Genomic DNA, 14,362 nt, shown 5'->3' on the forward strand with positions numbered 1-14,362 from the left:
AAAACCCCAGCCGGAGATAGTAATCATGAGATATGCCGCATTTGTTTTAGCCAAAGAACCCGCCAAAACTCGCGTCGGAATTGTGTCTGCTGATGGCACGACAGTTCAAGAGCTTGATTTAGGTGTGGATGTTAGTGAAGATGGCATTGTTGCCATCCTTAAATCTGACCTGGCGGGTAAGTTACCAAAACCTACTTCTACGCATGCATTTGGCGACATTCGCTTACTTGCCCCAGTACCTAGACCGCGCCGCAATATTTTCTGTGTTGGAAAAAATTACCATGAGCATGCTAAAGAATTTTCCAATAGCGGATTTGATGGCAGCGCTAAACCTGGTGAAGATATTCCGAGTCATGCGATCTTCTTTACGAAGCCACCTGAGTCTGTAACTGGACCCAACACTAACGTCATTATTCCTACTGCTGTATCAACCTGCATTGATTACGAAGCGGAACTCACAATTGTGATTGGCAAAGGCGGTAAAGGCATTAGCGAAGCGGATGCCATGAAACATGTCTGGGGCTACACCGCTATCAATGATGTAACCGCACGCGATTGGCAGCAAAGACATAAGCAATGGTTCTTAGGAAAAAGCTTTGATACCTTCTGCCCTATGGGCCCATGGGTCGTTACGGCAGATGAAGTCGATGCCGAAGATATCGCGGTTAAGTGCTGGGTCAATGGCGAATTACGCCAAAACTCCAATACCAAAGATCTGATTTTTGACATCCCCAATATGATCGCCACGGTCTCTGCAGGCATCACACTCTACCCGGGTGATCTGATTGCTACTGGCACTCCAGTTGGTGTTGGTATTGGCTTTAAGCCCCCCAAGTATTTAGTCAATGGCGATGTAGTCGTTGTAGAGATGGGTGGCATTGGCAAGTTAGAAAACACTTTTATTGCTCAATAGAAGAAAAGCCACCCTAGGGTGGCTTTCTTTTTGAAACTCATTTGAGAAATGATCAAGCTAAAGTGAACTTCAATTCTCCGAGTTTTTCGACTGAGCTCACAATCTTATCGCCCTTCTTCAACCACACCTGCTTATCTTTCGGCATACCAGCAATAACGCCTTGCGGTGTACCAGTGAAAACAATATCTCCCGGCTCTAATGTCCAGTAGGTGCTGATGTAAGACAACATTTTTTGAGTGTTATGAATGAAGTCGGAAGTATTTGAGTTCTGACGTAACTCGCCATTAACCCAAGTCTTTACCTGAAGCTTATTAGGATCACCTACTAAGTCAGAAGTAACAAAATAAGGTCCAATTGGTGCATATTGGTCTAAGGTCTTGCCAATCATCCATTGCCCACTCGGCAATTCCAGCTGCAAATCACGTGATGAGAAATCATTTGAGGTGCAATAACCTGCCACATAATCCAAAGCAGCCGATTCAGGAATATTGCGCATCTGCTTACCAACAACAATCAACAACTCAGTTTCATAATCTAGTTTATAAGAAACTGATGGCGGTGGAATTTGCAATAAACAGTTGTGAGCCGTAAGACTATTGTTGTACTTATTGAATAGCGGCGGTACTCGTGGATGAGCCATACCAACTTCATCCGCATGCGCACGGTAATTTAATCCAACGCAAACAATCTTTCCAGGGTTTTTAAACAGGCGCCCGAAAGTAATGTCCGATTCCTTTAAGTAAGGCACGCCAGATTTATCGGCGCTTGCCACAACCTTATTAAATCCCGCAGCATTACCCTCCTGCAATAATTGATCCAAGGTAGTCGGTGCTGCAATCTTCATTTTCTTAGCTACAGCACGAATATCGATAACACCTTTTGGGGTAACCACACCCAAGGTTTCTGTTCCATCCGCATTTTGGATCGAGAGAATTTTGCTGTTTTTCACCATCTCACGTGGACCGGTGTAAACCTCCCCTCCCCATACTGAGGTGGGATGAGCTGAAGCCTCCTTCATTACACCCATAGTAGAGGCAGCTACTAAACCGGCTCCAGCAGCTGAAGCAGTCTTCATAAATTGGCGACGTGAACTCATCTATATCTCCTTGTGTTGTTATCTATTTTTTAACTACAAAGGGAATACTACCGCACCCTTTTATGCGGTGCCGCAGCAAATATAGATGTCAGTAGATTTAACCTAGACCTAGATAAATGGCTAAGTGATAGGTAATAAAGGAGGCGATATAGGCCAAGCCGAATAAGTAACTCAGCATGATGATCGGAATCTTCCAGCCACCTGTCTCGCGCTTTACTGCAGCAATGGTAGATAGGCACTGGGGGGCAAATACAAACCAGGCCAACAGGGATAAAGCCGTAGCTAAAGACCAGCCATTTGAGATTAAGGGAATCAGCGCATCAGCCGCATCGACACTCGAGCTAGATAGCGCATAAACCGTTGCCAATGAGCTCACCACAACCTCACGAGCTGCCATACCTGGCACTAGAGCAATACTGATTTGCCAGTTAAATCCAATCGGCGAGAACACATGGGCCAAGGCCTGCCCCATCATTCCAGCAAAACTGTATTGAATCGGCGATCCTGTTGCGCCCTCGGGTGGAAACGGAAAGCTAGATAACACCCACAAACCAATAGTCATCAGCAAAATAATTCCGCCAACACGGCGCAAAAAGATTTCTGCTCTTTGCCACAAGCTAATTGCTAGATTACCTAGGCGAGGCAAGTGATAACTTGGCAACTCCATCATGAGCGCGTTCATCCTAAATTGCTCACTCGTAAAGCGCTTCAGAATCCAGGCCACTGCCATCGCGCCCAAAATTCCAGCGAGATACAGCAAGAATAAAACCAGGCCCTGTAAATCGATGCCCGCCCATAGCTTTTGCTCTGGAATGAATGCTGATATCAATAAGGCATATACCGGCAGTCGCGCAGAACAAGTCATCATGGGTGCAATCAGAATCGTCACCATGCGATCACGCGCATTAGAGATACTTCTGGTGGCCATAATTCCGGGGATGGCGCAAGCAAAGCTGGAGAGGAGTGGAATGAAGGATCTACCGGATAAGCCGACAGAGCCCATCACTCTATCTAGCAAATAAGCAGCCCTTGGAAGATAGCCAGACTCCTCCAGTAAAAGAATAAAGAAAAACAAAATCAGAATTTGCGGCAAGAAAATCACCACACCACCTAAACCTGCCAAAATTCCATTGATCAATAAACTACGTATCCATCCATTGGGCAATACTTCGACGATCTGGGCACCCAGAAAGTCCACCGCGGATTTAATCAGGTCCATGGGTACCGTAGCCCAACTGAACACGGCCTGAAAAATACAAAAGAGTAAGGCCACCAAAATGATGGGGCCAAAAACTGGATGAAGTAATACGGCATCTAAGCGATCGCTCAATTGATCGGGAATGATTTGATCTAGCTTGAGGTTTTGCAGAATTCGTTGAACTTGAACATTGTCAGATTCAGTATGGGCAATATGAGAGGCAACATTCTCTAGGGTCGCATCACTAGTACCTGTGCGCAATCCATTGAGATTGCGCCAGTCCAGATTCGATAAGAACTGCTTGATTTCATCAGCGCCATTAGACTGAATACCAATGCTAGTGAGGACCGGCAAACCCAATTCACTTGAAAGTGCGGCAGTGTCTATATGCAGGCCTTGACGCTTAGCAATATCAAGCATGTTGAGTACTACGATACAAGGCAGCCCCAAGCGCTTTGCAGCAAGCACTAAACGCAAGTTACGACGCAAATTCATGGCACTCAATACGCAAATTACTAGGTCAGGACGTTTTTCACCTTCAGCTCGACCAAGCAGTACATTGCAGGTAACACGCTCATCCAAGGATCTTGGATACAAGCTATAGGCTCCAGGCAAATCTAGTATGCGGATATTTTTGCCAGACTCAAGAGATAGGCGCCCTTCTTTGCGCTCTACAGTAACGCCTGAATAGTTCGCTACCTTTTGACGACTGCCAGTCAGCAAATTGAATAATGCCGTTTTGCCACAATTGGGATTACCCAATAAGGCGACGAGTGGCTCACTCGAGAAAAAGTGAACTTTAGATTCAGACATGTGAAATGGCATCGACCGTGATCATGCGAGCTTCGGCTTGACGCAATGCGAATGTGGAGGCTCCGACGCGAACCATATACGGACCCTTACCAAGCAAACCTTTACGCAGAACAGTCACCTGCTCACCAGGTAAAAACCCAATGTCTTCCAGCTGCCCTTTAATTTGAGGGGCGCCCTTAGGCGCGTTAACCGCGCTCACTCGGTAAAGAACTTCCAAATCAACCTGGTCCAAATGCATGGAGGATTGTCACTTTTATCAATAAATAGGAACGATTCTCATTATATACCTTATACTTGAGAATAGTTCTCATTTACATATACACTCATTTATGAATAATACTTATACAAAACAGTTACTTATCAGCATTTTCTTGTTGTTAAATTTGATAAATATTGCCCACGGAGCAAGCAACGATATCCAGATTTCAATTAAAAATGGGCGATTTTTACCATCAGAAATTGATATCCCGGCCGATACCAAAGTAAAACTTACGATTGAAAACCTAGATGACACTGCAGAGGAATTTGAAAGTTACGACCTCAACAGAGAGGTATTAATTAAAGCCAAAAGCAAGGCCTCTTTCTACATCGGACCTTTAAGTCCTGGTGTCTATAAATTTGAAGGTGAATTTAGTCCGGAAACTGCTCAAGGTGTAGTGAGGGTTAAATGATGATGAGGAATAATTTAATGCAAGGCTTGTGTTGCCTCGCCCTTCTCTCTGCTAGCCCCTTGATTCATGCTGGTGAGTACTTAAGTGGGCCAGCAGATTACATCTACACCCCAAGAGTGGAAGAAGGCGAAAGGGAGATAGATACTAAGTTTGGAACCCAGACACCCAGAAGCGGTGAAGACAATAGACAATCAGGCGCCTCTATTGGTTTCGGTTATGGCGTGAACTCCTGGTGGTTCACTGAGATTTATGGAAAAGTTATTTGGGATGGCACCAACTCCCAATTTGATGCAGTGGAATGGGAAAATAAATTTCAACTAACGGAAACTGGAAAATATCCAGTTGATATCGGCTTCTTGCTTGAGTTAGAACGTCCTCAAAATCGCAATGAAGGATATGAAGCCAAATATGGATTCTTATTTCAAAGTGAATGGAAAAAGTGGGTTGCCAATCTCAACGTCTTGATGCAAGGACATTACACGGGCACTGAAAATCAGGGTACTTATTTTGGCTATCAAGGTCAGGTTAAATATCGCCTTCAGCCAGAGCTGGAACTTGGAGCCCAGATCTACTCATGGCTAGGACAGGTTAATCACTGGAACACCAATGAACAACAACAATCTAGTGCGGGGCCAGCCATTTTTGGAAAAACCAAACTGGGCCGCAAGGAAGCTTTGAAATACAACGTAGCCTACCTCTGGGGAACCACCACCGCATCACCAAAAAACACCATCAGAATGCAGGTGGAGTACGAATTTTAAGAACAAGAGCTCAATCTCTGCTATGTTCTTATTAAATACAACCATTTACCCATTCTGCTTAGCCTCTTATGTACCTACCAAAACATTTTTTAGTTGAAGATCAAGCAGTATTAGCCCAGCTGATTTCTGAATACCCGCTAGCGACTATTGTTGCAAATCTGGATGGTCGTTTTGAAATCAACCACCTACCGCTCATGCTGAGCTCCGACAAAACCAAGCTTTACGGACATGTCGCCAGAATGAATCCACTCGTTAAAGTTGCGAGCGGTAACAATACATCTGTTACAGCAATCTTTAATGGACCAAATGCGTATGTGACCCCTTCTTGGTATCCATCAAAACAAGAGAGTGGAAAAGTGGTGCCTACGTGGAACTATGCTGCGGTTCATGCCGAAGGTAGCATTAAGTTGATTGAGGATGCACAGTGGCTAAGAAGTCATGTATCGCAAATGACCAATATTCACGAACCAACCTATCAATCTAACTGGAAGTTAGACGATGCCCCAGAAGAGTACGTGCAAATGATGCTCAAGGCTATTATTGGTATCGAGATTGAGATCAGTAGCTTGGTTGGTAAATTTAAGCTAAGCCAGAACCGCCCGGCCGAAGACTATGAAGCTGTAGTAGAGCAACTAGAGAAGTCGCCGCAAGAAGCTTTACAAGAGATGCTGAAGTTCATGAGAGCACCCAAGTAATTAGCAACTAAGGCGTGGTGTATCCATACTTTTGCAGAATGGATTTAGCCTGAGGCCCCTGCATAAAGCGATACAAGTCCACTGACTCTTGAGGCGCGCCCTTGATTAACACCATGCGCTGTTTAATGGGTTCATATAGTTTTGTATCAACCAATAAGAAGCTCGTTTGCTTTGTCACCTCAGGCGACTTCGCCAGAGAAAGTGCAGTAAAACCAATATCCGCTGCGCCGCTCATTACATAAGTTGTAGCACCCCCAATATTGTCGGCATAAACAAGCTTATCTTTAGCGAGATCCCAAAGCCCCTCTGCCTTTAAATACTGGACTGCCGCCCTACCATAGGGCGCAAGCTCAGGCTTTGCGATAGCTATCTTATTCGCCTTAATAATAGCCTTAGCTATATTTGCTTTGCCATCAAGCAAGAAAATCCCGGAAGAGTTCTTAGTGATGACGGCCAACTTACCAATAGCATAAATTGCCCCCTCATCTATTGTTCTGCCGCTTCTAAAAAGCTCAAGCGGAAATTGCTCATCAGCGGCAATAAATAAATTAAATGGTGCCCCATTCATGATTTGTGTGGCGAAGTTGCCCGATGAACCATAGACCACTCTTATCTCTGGTTTACCACCAGCCTTAAAAACAATCGCAATCTCGTTGAAAGCATCTTTCATATTGGCAGCCACGGCAATAGTGGATGTCTGCGCAAAGGCAGTGCCAATGGAAAATAAGAATGCTGAAACTAAAGCCAGTAGGCGCATGGTGCTCATGAAATCCATTCTAGTGGATTCGCACTTGCTTGATGGTTTAAAAAGAAGGCTATAGCCAATCCTGAATTTGTCTATTTAAACTTACCGCCTTGTATCCCGGGGTCTCTCCAGAAGTGCTTCGTATTTTCCGGATTAACCTGGAGGATTCTGATTGCGCCGCCATCTCTTTATTCATAGCGATAAAGAAAATTTCATCCTTGAGTGGCACAAAACCCAGGCCATTTTCTAGGGCGATATTCTTTACCCCCAAACCTACATCTGCCTTCCCAGCCAAAATGGCATTGGCGACAGCAGAGTGAGTAAATTCTTCAGCCAGGTATCCATTAATCTGAGTGGGGTCAATACCCTCCTCCATGAGCAGGGTATCTAATAGGAGTCTGGTACCAGAACCAATCTGGCGATTAATAAAACGTATTTTTTTGCCAACCAAATCTTCTATAGATCGAATATGCAGAGGATTTCCCTTCTTCACAATCAATCCCTGAGTTCGCTTCATCACAGGATAGATCTCAATGTCATTTTTTGATAAGCGCTGATAAATTGCTTTGGAACTCTTCTGATCTGAGACATGATATCCAGCAATGTGTGCTTCATTATTCAGCAGCCTCTCTAAAGATTCTCCTGAGCCAGCAATTTTTAGGTCTATCCCGCTTACTTCACTAACTGCTTTTTGAATCACTGAATCACTACTGGAGAAGAATTTCCAGCGAAGACTTTCTGACTTTTGTATTTTCTTAATTTCTTTCAGCAACATGTCATGGTATTGAGCATCATGCTTTAAATATCCTGCTTGCATATCCTCAATAAACTGAATCAAAAATTCACCAAACTTAGTCAATATTGATCCATGTCCCTTGGTCCTAACAATCAGTGGCATACCCAAAGTTTCTTCGGCTTGATTCAGCTTGCCCCAGGCACCCCTATATGAGGTGCCTGATTTTTTGCTGGCAACCACCAAGGAGCTGCCCCGACCAATATCTTTTAACAACTGAGATAGCCATATCAGGTCAATGGAGCTTTTTCCATCAGCCCTGGTTTTAACGATGAGGGTTGGTCGCACTTCAATTTGCATATGTAATCTTTTGCATATTCAATAAGTATTAATGTATGCGATCATACGACTTTAATCAACCCCTTTGAGCTTGACCATGAATAAAATGATTCGCAGACTTCTCCCCGCTATTTCAATAGCCCTCTCCATATTCGCCACCCAGGTTTGCGCCCAAGAAAAAAGCATTGTGGTCTCCTCCACTACCTCTACTGAGCAATCTGGCCTGTTCAATTACATGCTCCCCATCTTTAAAATAAAGACTGGTATTGAGGTTAAGGTTGTAGCCGTTGGAACTGGGCAGGCATTAGATATTGGCCGCCGTGGTGATGCAGATGTTGTTTTTGTTCATGACAAGCCAGCTGAAGAGAAGTTTGTTGAAGAAGGCTTTTCTACTAAGCGTTACGAAGTGATGTACAACGACTTCATTCTCATCGGACCTAAATCAGATCCCGCAAAAATCAGTGGTGGCAAAGATATTCAAGTTGCACTCCAAAAAATTGCTACTGCACAAGCTCCTTTTGTATCACGCGCAGATAAAAGTGGCACACATGCTGCAGAGCTTCGCTACTGGAAAGGTGCGGGCATCACACCTTCTTCAAGTCAGTCTTGGTACAAAGAAACAGGCTCAGGTATGGGCCCTGCCCTCAATACCGCCTCTGCTATGAATGGCTATATATTGGCTGACCGCGGCACCTGGCTCAGCTTTAAGAATCGTGGCGATCTTGTGATCCTTGTGCAAGGCGACCCAAAGCTATTTAACCAATATGGTGTGATGTTGGTTAATCCAGCCAAGTTCCCTCATGTGAAAAAGGTGCAGGGTCAAGAATTTATTGATTGGCTCATCTCCAAGAATGGGCAGGACGTCATTGCTAGCTACAGGATTGATGGCGAGCAACTATTCTTTCCGAACGCTAAAAAATAATCTAGCCCCATTAAGCAAAAAGCCCGCATCTGCGGGCTTTTTTACAACTAGCGTAAAGCCTAGTTATTTACTGCTTATTTCATACTTACTTCTTAGGTGTTACAAAGCCAATTGCTGTGTCGTCAACAAACTCAACCATCACGTCATCACCAGCTTTGAACTTCTCAAGACCAAGAACAGCCGGATCTACTTTAACTTTTTGCTTCTCGCCGCTTGGCAATGTGAAAGTCACGATACGTGTCTTTTGATCAATGGTTGAAATCTTTACAGTTGCATAAACAGTTTCTGTTGTCTCTTCAAATGGCTTAGCAGCGCCTTTGCCAGCGATCACTACAGAGCGTACGCCTGAAACACCTGGTTTTTGATCTTTACCAACAGCAGTTAAGCCAACAGCAACTGCCTGTGCATGCTCAACCAAGAACACGTCGCCCTTTTTAACCTTATCCAAATCATTAATAGATTTAGCAACGTTCATCTGCGCCAAATTACCATTAGCATCTTTCAATACAACGATACGCTTCTTTGCATCTACTGAATCAACGGTTGCGCTCAAAACAACAACGTCAGCGGCTAAAGGCAACATCTTTGCAGGGAGCTGAGCAAAAACAGAGCTTGCAAAGGTAACGCCTACTGCAGCAAACAAACCAGCTAATAAAGATTTCTTCAAGATAACTCCTAGTTGAGTAAAAGGTTACGGATGGGCCCAATACAGAGCCACGATTCATTGTAACCATGGAATGGGGCACTTTTGTACGGCTTCGAACCGTGCTCATACTCACCTTTATTTGGTAAATTGGATGGGAATTAGCACTTGGAGGTATTGGGAATCTTGGAAATATTGATAAAACCCTGGAAAGAAGCTGAGGTAGACGCCTTTTTGGTGCGCCAGGAGGTATTCATACGGGAGCAAAAGGTTCCAGCAGAGCTTGAATTAGACGAATTTGACCCCTCTGCAGCACATGCCCTAACCTATCTAGAGGCACGTTGTATTGGCACTGGAAGACTGGTAGATCTGGGCGGCGGGCTATATCAAATTGGACGCATGGCCATCTTGGCCCCATTCAGAAATCAGGGCATAGGACTGCAAATTCTAGAGAAATTGGTGGTCCTGGCCAAAACCCAAGGGGCAAAATCGATTGTGTTGCACTCCCAAGTGGTTGCCATCCCCTTCTATGAAAAGCTAGGCTTTAAACCTGAAGGCCCCATATATGATGAGGTAGGTATGCCCCACCGTAATATGATTCTTATATTGCCAAACTAGCTTACCAATCGATGACAACTACCCACAACCCAAACCCTGCTGTATTTACTTATACCCATCGAGTCTGTTACTCCGATACAGATGCAGCGGGTTTTGTCTATCACGGACGTTATCTCGAGATTTTTGAACGTAGTCGCGCAGAATGGCTTGCCCAAAAAGGCTTAAGCCCTACCAAACTCGAGAATGAATTTAATATGGTGATGCCGTTGCGCGAACTCACAATGAACTTCTATAAACCAGGGCGTCTAGATGACTTGCTTTACATAGATCAAGTAATTGAACATCGTGGACGCACTCAGGTGAGTGTTAAACAGACTGCGCAAAGAAAGCTCCCTGATAGCGAAGAATTCCAAGTGATTGCAAGCGCCGTGCTACATATCGTTTGTGTTGATACGAACACACTTAAGCCTAAGGCATGGCCTGATTGTGTATTCCAAGACGAGTAATGTATGTAATGGAGCAAAAAATGTCTGACGGTAAATTACTGACCTTCGTGAAAGAGCTTAGCTTGCTGCTTGAACAAAAGCCAAGTGAAGAGATCGTCTTTAGTAAAGGCAAGAAAATACTAGAGAAACTGATTGCAGCAGATGATTGGCTGCCAGAAGAGTTCACTAAACCGCACCCGCAGTACTACCAGCAATATCTTCTCTATGCAGACCCATTAGATCGATTCTCTGTAGTGAGTTTCGTGTGGGGGCCAGGGCAAAAAACACCACTACACAATCACACCGTTTGGGGAATGATTGGTCAATTACGTGGTGAAGAAACGGGCACCCCCTACTATCGCCAAGCAGATTCCAGTTTCAAGGCAGGCCATGCATGTGTCAGCCTGCCTGGGCACGTTGATACCGTATCACCCGATACGCATGACATTCATGTAGTCGAGAACAGCTTGAGTGATAAAACTTCGATCAGCATTCACGTGTATGGTGGCAATATCGGCCGCATTCATCGCTCGGTATTTGATCCTGCAACTGGTGCAGAAAAGTCATTTGTATCCGGTTATGCCAATACTGTCGTGCCCAACCTCTGGAATCCGGCGTAATTCTCTAATTACCTGACTTTTGGGGTTGATGACTTAAAATAAAGGCTCTTACTGCAAACGCTCTAGCGTGGCAGCTCACCCCATTGGCCGGGATAGTCGTTTAATTGAATACGGGTCAATACTTTATTGGTCCCTATGTTATTTACAGATCTTGGTTTATCAGAACCCATTCTTCGCGCTATTGCTGAAGAAGGCTACACCAGCCCCACCCCAATTCAAGCAAAATCGATTCCTGCCGTCTTAAAAGGTGGTGACCTTTTGGCTGCCGCTCAAACCGGCACAGGAAAAACGGCTGGCTTTACGCTTCCAATTCTGCAACGTTTAAGTAGCGCCCCTAAATCTGGTGGCAAAAGATTATTGCGAGTACTAATTTTGACTCCCACTCGTGAGTTAGCTGCTCAAGTCCAAGAGTCTGTTGTGACTTATGGAAAATATACTGGCTTGAAATCTACAGTAATTTTTGGCGGAGTTGGCGCTAATCCGCAAATCAAAGCCATTGCTGGCGGTCTCGATATATTGGTAGCTACACCAGGTCGACTGCTTGACCTCATGTCACAAAATTGCGTATCGCTAAACGACATTGAGACTTTGGTTTTAGATGAAGCTGATCGCATGCTTGATATGGGCTTCTTACGAGACATTAAAAAGATCTTGGCTGCCTTACCTAAGAAGCGTCAGAATCTTTTGTTCTCAGCAACTTTCTCTACCGAAATTAAACAATTAGCAGACGGCTTGCTCAATTCGCCTGAGTTGATTGAGGTGGCTCGTAGTAATAGCACCAACGAAGCAATTGCCCAGTTGATTCATCCGGTTGATAGAACGAAGAAGCATCCTCTGCTAGCCCATCTCATAAAGACTAACGACTGGAAGCAGGTGCTGGTTTTTACACGTACCAAGCATGGCGCGAATAAGTTAGTTACTCAGCTGGAAAAGGATGGCATCACCAGCATGGCCATTCATGGCAATAAAAGCCAAAGCGCTCGTACCAAAGCATTAGCTGATTTCAAAGCCGGTAAGTTAACTGCATTAGTTGCCACTGATATTGCTGCACGCGGTATCGACATTGACCAGCTCCCTCACGTAGTGAACTACGATCTTCCAAACGTTTCTGAAGATTATGTACATCGCATTGGACGTACTGGTCGCGCAGGCTCAAATGGCGTAGCAGTTTCTTTGGTGTGCGTTGATGAACATCAAATGCTCAGAGATATTGAAAAACTTATTAAACAAAAATTGCCGCAAGAAGTGATTGCCGGTTTTGAACCAGATCCAAATGCCGTGGCGCAACCGATTCAGTTGCGCAGTCAGCAACACCAGCAATCTCGCAAGCCAAGGCCTGCTGGGACAGCTGGAGCTCCAGCGAAGAAGGCTCCTGCCAAGCGTAGCAGCCCACCTAAAAGAATTTTTAATCGTTAATTAATTCTTTAAAATACTAAGCTTATTTTTTATTACTACCCCGTTAATCTAATATGACTCCATCACGCCGCTCAGCCATCAAAACCATTGTTGGCGCATTAGCATTGCCAACGCTCAGCCCAATTGCCTCTGCATTTGCTCAATCTTCACTCGAGTGGAATACATACGAAATCGTGACTGAGGTGAATTTAGAGTCACCTAAAGGCATCGCACAGAGCTGGATTCCATTGCCTCTCGTTTTGGATACGGGTTATTTTCGCACTATCGCTATCCGTTCAGAAGCAAGCGATCCTAAAGCGACAACCCAAATGTATGAGACTCCGGATAAGCAAGCGCGCATGGTATGGACCAAATGGGATGCTGCAGCAACCACTCATAGCGTCAAAGTTTCTATCTTGGTAAGCACTCGTAATCGCAACCTAGAGCTCTCAGCACCAGATCCCGCGCTCAAGCTCTCCAAAGCTGACCAAAGCTTTTGGACTCGCCCTACTAAATACCTCCCCACCGATGGCATTGTGAAAGCCAAAGCGCAAGAGGCACTTGCCAAATTGCCAGCCAACGCTAGTGATGTTGATAAAGCCAAAGCAATCTATAACTGGGTGGTAGATAACACCCATCGTGACCCAAAAACACGTGGTTGCGGTCAAGGCGATGTCAAGCTCATGCTCGAAACCAATAACCTTGGTGGCAAGTGCGCTGATATCAACGCCGTTTTTGTAGCGCTAGCGCGTTCAGCCGGCTTACCAGCGCGTGACGTCTACGGCATTCGTATTGCCGATTCTGCGCGCGGCTATAAGAGCTTAGGTAAGTCAGGCGATATTACTAAAGCGCAACATTGCCGTGCTGAGTTTTATGCATCAGGTTATGGCTGGGTACCCGTTGATCCAGCAGACGTTCGTAAAGTAATCCTTGAAGAAACTGGTGGTCTAGCTGTGACTGATCCAAAAGTGATCGCCATTCGTGATTACCTCTTTGGTAATTGGGAAATGAACTGGATGGCCTATAACTATGACCATGACATCGCATTGCCAGGCTCCAAGCTCGGCAGTAAAGGTGACATTCCATTCTTAATGTATCCCCAAGCCGAAAATAATGAAGGCCGGTTTGACTCTCTTGATCCGGATAACTTCAAGTACAAAATTACTAGCAGACGTATTGGCTAATTCTTCATTGAGAAATTGGATGAAGTCATTTGTGTATAAGCCAGCTCGAGAATTTTCTCTTGTGCTGGTTTTTTCTTTTCTGACCTTATTTAGCCTTTCAGCTAGAGCAGAGTGGCGTATGCCAGCTCAGCTTGGGCTCCCATCAATAGCTCCATCTCTACAGCTTAATAATCTATCTGGTAAATCAGTAGATCTATCCAGCCTCAAGGGTAAGGTTGTTGTGGTGAACTTTTGGGCCAGTTGGTGTGAACCTTGCCGCGAAGAATTTGAAGAGCTTGCCCAGTTACAGGAAAACTACAGCTCAAAAGGCCTCGTCGTTTTAGCAGTGAATCTTGCTGAAATGAAACCGCGTGTCATGCAGTTTTTAAAAGGCAATGGCTTTCCTGAAAACAGTCTTGAAATCTTGTTTGATCGCAATAGCACCGCCTATAAGTCCTGGAAAGCCCGTGGATTACCCACCACCTTTCTTGTTAGTAAAAGCGGCAAGATTGAAGGGGTTTGGATTGGTGCTATCGAGAACGTTGATAGCAACGAGGTCAAGGGGAAAATAGAATCCCTGCTACGCCAATAAACAAACTCCGTTCTGCATCT

General features: G+C 44.8%; 17 protein-coding genes. 11 read left to right on the plus strand and 6 right to left on the minus strand.

The genetic code is table 11. The annotated features are described in order from the left end of the window. Positions 1 to 25: 25 nt before the first annotated feature. The gene (locus VC159_RS07505; RefSeq protein WP_215359747.1) at positions 26 to 913 is read left to right on the plus strand and encodes a fumarylacetoacetate hydrolase family protein; all 888 of its coding nucleotides are present in this window, start codon (positions 26 to 28) and stop codon (positions 911 to 913) included. Positions 914 to 965: 52 nt separating this feature from the next. Here VC159_RS07505 and VC159_RS07510 read toward each other — a convergent pair whose 3' ends face one another. The 3 genes from VC159_RS07510 to VC159_RS07520 all read right to left on the minus strand — a co-directional run bounded on the left by VC159_RS07510 (position 966) and on the right by VC159_RS07520 (position 4,258). After that, entirely contained in the window at positions 966 to 2,009 is a 1,044-nt protein-coding gene (locus tag VC159_RS07510; protein ID WP_323473207.1) for a fumarylacetoacetate hydrolase family protein, read from the minus strand. Between the two features lie 97 nt (positions 2,010 to 2,106). Then, positions 2,107 to 4,020 (minus strand): ferrous iron transporter B, encoded by a 1,914-nt coding sequence (gene feoB / locus VC159_RS07515; protein ID WP_323473208.1) that lies wholly within the window; start codon positions 4,018 to 4,020, stop codon positions 2,107 to 2,109. Then, the gene (locus VC159_RS07520; protein WP_215359742.1) at positions 4,013 to 4,258 is read right to left on the minus strand and encodes a FeoA family protein; all 246 of its coding nucleotides are present in this window, start codon (positions 4,256 to 4,258) and stop codon (positions 4,013 to 4,015) included. Before VC159_RS07520 ends, feoB begins: the two co-directional genes overlap by 8 nt. A 91-nt stretch (positions 4,259 to 4,349) precedes the next feature. Here VC159_RS07520 and VC159_RS07525 point away from each other — a divergent pair, with 91 nt between their 5' ends. The 3 genes from VC159_RS07525 (at position 4,350) to VC159_RS07535 (ending at position 6,147) form a co-directional block, all read left to right on the plus strand. Next, entirely contained in the window at positions 4,350 to 4,691 is a 342-nt protein-coding gene (locus VC159_RS07525; protein ID WP_215359740.1) for a cupredoxin domain-containing protein, read from the plus strand. Beyond that, positions 4,688 to 5,452, plus strand: a complete 765-nt coding sequence (locus tag VC159_RS07530) for a hypothetical protein (protein WP_215359738.1) — start codon at positions 4,688 to 4,690, stop codon at positions 5,450 to 5,452. Before VC159_RS07525 ends, VC159_RS07530 begins: the two co-directional genes overlap by 4 nt. 68 nt (positions 5,453 to 5,520) lie before the next feature. Next, positions 5,521 to 6,147, plus strand: a complete 627-nt coding sequence (locus VC159_RS07535) for an FMN-binding negative transcriptional regulator (RefSeq protein ID WP_215359736.1) — start codon at positions 5,521 to 5,523, stop codon at positions 6,145 to 6,147. A 7-nt stretch (positions 6,148 to 6,154) separates the two neighbouring features. On the opposite strand, the gene modA is transcribed toward VC159_RS07535, so the two are convergent. Together modA and VC159_RS07545 are read right to left on the minus strand one after the other, a co-directional pair. Next, positions 6,155 to 6,913 (minus strand): molybdate ABC transporter substrate-binding protein, encoded by a 759-nt coding sequence (gene modA / locus VC159_RS07540; RefSeq protein ID WP_215359734.1) that lies wholly within the window; start codon positions 6,911 to 6,913, stop codon positions 6,155 to 6,157. Positions 6,914 to 6,962: 49 nt separating this feature from the next. Further along, a complete protein-coding gene (locus VC159_RS07545; protein WP_215359732.1) occupies positions 6,963 to 7,985 on the minus strand; it encodes a substrate-binding domain-containing protein in 1,023 nt (340 codons plus the stop codon). Between the two features lie 85 nt (positions 7,986 to 8,070). On the opposite strand from VC159_RS07545, the gene VC159_RS07550 reads away from it, so the two are divergent. Continuing rightward, on the plus strand, positions 8,071 to 8,886 hold the full coding sequence (locus VC159_RS07550) for a substrate-binding domain-containing protein (RefSeq protein ID WP_371743887.1): 816 nt from the start codon (positions 8,071 to 8,073) through the stop codon (positions 8,884 to 8,886). Between the two features lie 85 nt (positions 8,887 to 8,971). Here VC159_RS07550 and VC159_RS07555 read toward each other — a convergent pair whose 3' ends face one another. Further along, on the minus strand, positions 8,972 to 9,553 hold the full coding sequence (locus tag VC159_RS07555; protein WP_251367785.1) for a hypothetical protein: 582 nt from the start codon (positions 9,551 to 9,553) through the stop codon (positions 8,972 to 8,974). Positions 9,554 to 9,715: 162 nt separating this feature from the next. On the opposite strand from VC159_RS07555, the gene VC159_RS07560 reads away from it, so the two are divergent. From VC159_RS07560 to VC159_RS07585, 6 genes are all read left to right on the plus strand, one after another. Next, positions 9,716 to 10,147 (plus strand): GNAT family N-acetyltransferase, encoded by a 432-nt coding sequence (locus VC159_RS07560; RefSeq protein ID WP_251367784.1) that lies wholly within the window; start codon positions 9,716 to 9,718, stop codon positions 10,145 to 10,147. Positions 10,148 to 10,158: 11 nt separating this feature from the next. Further along, the gene (locus tag VC159_RS07565) at positions 10,159 to 10,593 is read left to right on the plus strand and encodes a YbgC/FadM family acyl-CoA thioesterase (protein ID WP_215359727.1); all 435 of its coding nucleotides are present in this window, start codon (positions 10,159 to 10,161) and stop codon (positions 10,591 to 10,593) included. Positions 10,594 to 10,613: 20 nt separating this feature from the next. Continuing rightward, positions 10,614 to 11,192 carry a hypothetical protein gene (locus VC159_RS07570; protein ID WP_323473209.1) on the plus strand — a complete coding sequence of 193 codons (579 nt, stop codon included), beginning with the start codon at positions 10,614 to 10,616 and terminating at the stop codon, positions 11,190 to 11,192. 135 nt (positions 11,193 to 11,327) lie between these two features. Continuing rightward, positions 11,328 to 12,608 (plus strand): DEAD/DEAH box helicase, encoded by a 1,281-nt coding sequence (locus tag VC159_RS07575; protein WP_323473210.1) that lies wholly within the window; start codon positions 11,328 to 11,330, stop codon positions 12,606 to 12,608. A 53-nt stretch (positions 12,609 to 12,661) separates the two neighbouring features. Further along, positions 12,662 to 13,771, plus strand: coding sequence for a transglutaminase-like domain-containing protein (locus tag VC159_RS07580; protein ID WP_323473211.1), 1,110 nt, complete (start codon positions 12,662 to 12,664; stop codon positions 13,769 to 13,771). A 19-nt stretch (positions 13,772 to 13,790) separates the two neighbouring features. Next, positions 13,791 to 14,342 (plus strand): TlpA disulfide reductase family protein, encoded by a 552-nt coding sequence (locus VC159_RS07585; RefSeq protein ID WP_323473212.1) that lies wholly within the window; start codon positions 13,791 to 13,793, stop codon positions 14,340 to 14,342. Positions 14,343 to 14,362: the final 20 nt, after the last annotated feature.

The organism is Polynucleobacter sp. JS-JIR-II-c23, from assembly GCF_035011225.1.
Taxonomy (GTDB): domain Bacteria; phylum Pseudomonadota; class Gammaproteobacteria; order Burkholderiales; family Burkholderiaceae; genus Polynucleobacter.

What these genes read in the sequence shown, in the direction of transcription:
- VC159_RS07525 (WP_215359740.1), top strand. Translation starts at nt 4,350, where the DNA reads ATGAATAATACTTATACAAAACAGTTACTTATCAGCATTTTCTTGTTG.
- VC159_RS07545 (WP_215359732.1), bottom strand. Translation starts at nt 7,985, where the DNA reads ATGCAAATTGAAGTGCGACCAACCCTCATCGTTAAAACCAGGGCTGAT.
- VC159_RS07505 (WP_215359747.1), top strand. Translation starts at nt 26, where the DNA reads ATGAGATATGCCGCATTTGTTTTAGCCAAAGAACCCGCCAAAACTCGC.
- VC159_RS07575 (WP_323473210.1), top strand. Translation starts at nt 11,328, where the DNA reads ATGTTATTTACAGATCTTGGTTTATCAGAACCCATTCTTCGCGCTATT.
- VC159_RS07585 (WP_323473212.1), top strand. Translation starts at nt 13,791, where the DNA reads ATGAAGTCATTTGTGTATAAGCCAGCTCGAGAATTTTCTCTTGTGCTG.
- feoB (WP_323473208.1), bottom strand. Translation starts at nt 4,020, where the DNA reads ATGTCTGAATCTAAAGTTCACTTTTTCTCGAGTGAGCCACTCGTCGCC.
- VC159_RS07570 (WP_323473209.1), top strand. Translation starts at nt 10,614, where the DNA reads ATGTCTGACGGTAAATTACTGACCTTCGTGAAAGAGCTTAGCTTGCTG.
- modA (WP_215359734.1), bottom strand. Translation starts at nt 6,913, where the DNA reads ATGAGCACCATGCGCCTACTGGCTTTAGTTTCAGCATTCTTATTTTCC.
- VC159_RS07510 (WP_323473207.1), bottom strand. Translation starts at nt 2,009, where the DNA reads ATGAGTTCACGTCGCCAATTTATGAAGACTGCTTCAGCTGCTGGAGCC.
- VC159_RS07535 (WP_215359736.1), top strand. Translation starts at nt 5,521, where the DNA reads ATGTACCTACCAAAACATTTTTTAGTTGAAGATCAAGCAGTATTAGCC.
- VC159_RS07530 (WP_215359738.1), top strand. Translation starts at nt 4,688, where the DNA reads ATGATGATGAGGAATAATTTAATGCAAGGCTTGTGTTGCCTCGCCCTT.
- VC159_RS07520 (WP_215359742.1), bottom strand. Translation starts at nt 4,258, where the DNA reads ATGCATTTGGACCAGGTTGATTTGGAAGTTCTTTACCGAGTGAGCGCG.
- VC159_RS07580 (WP_323473211.1), top strand. Translation starts at nt 12,662, where the DNA reads ATGACTCCATCACGCCGCTCAGCCATCAAAACCATTGTTGGCGCATTA.
- VC159_RS07550 (WP_371743887.1), top strand. Translation starts at nt 8,071, where the DNA reads ATGATTCGCAGACTTCTCCCCGCTATTTCAATAGCCCTCTCCATATTC.
- VC159_RS07565 (WP_215359727.1), top strand. Translation starts at nt 10,159, where the DNA reads ATGACAACTACCCACAACCCAAACCCTGCTGTATTTACTTATACCCAT.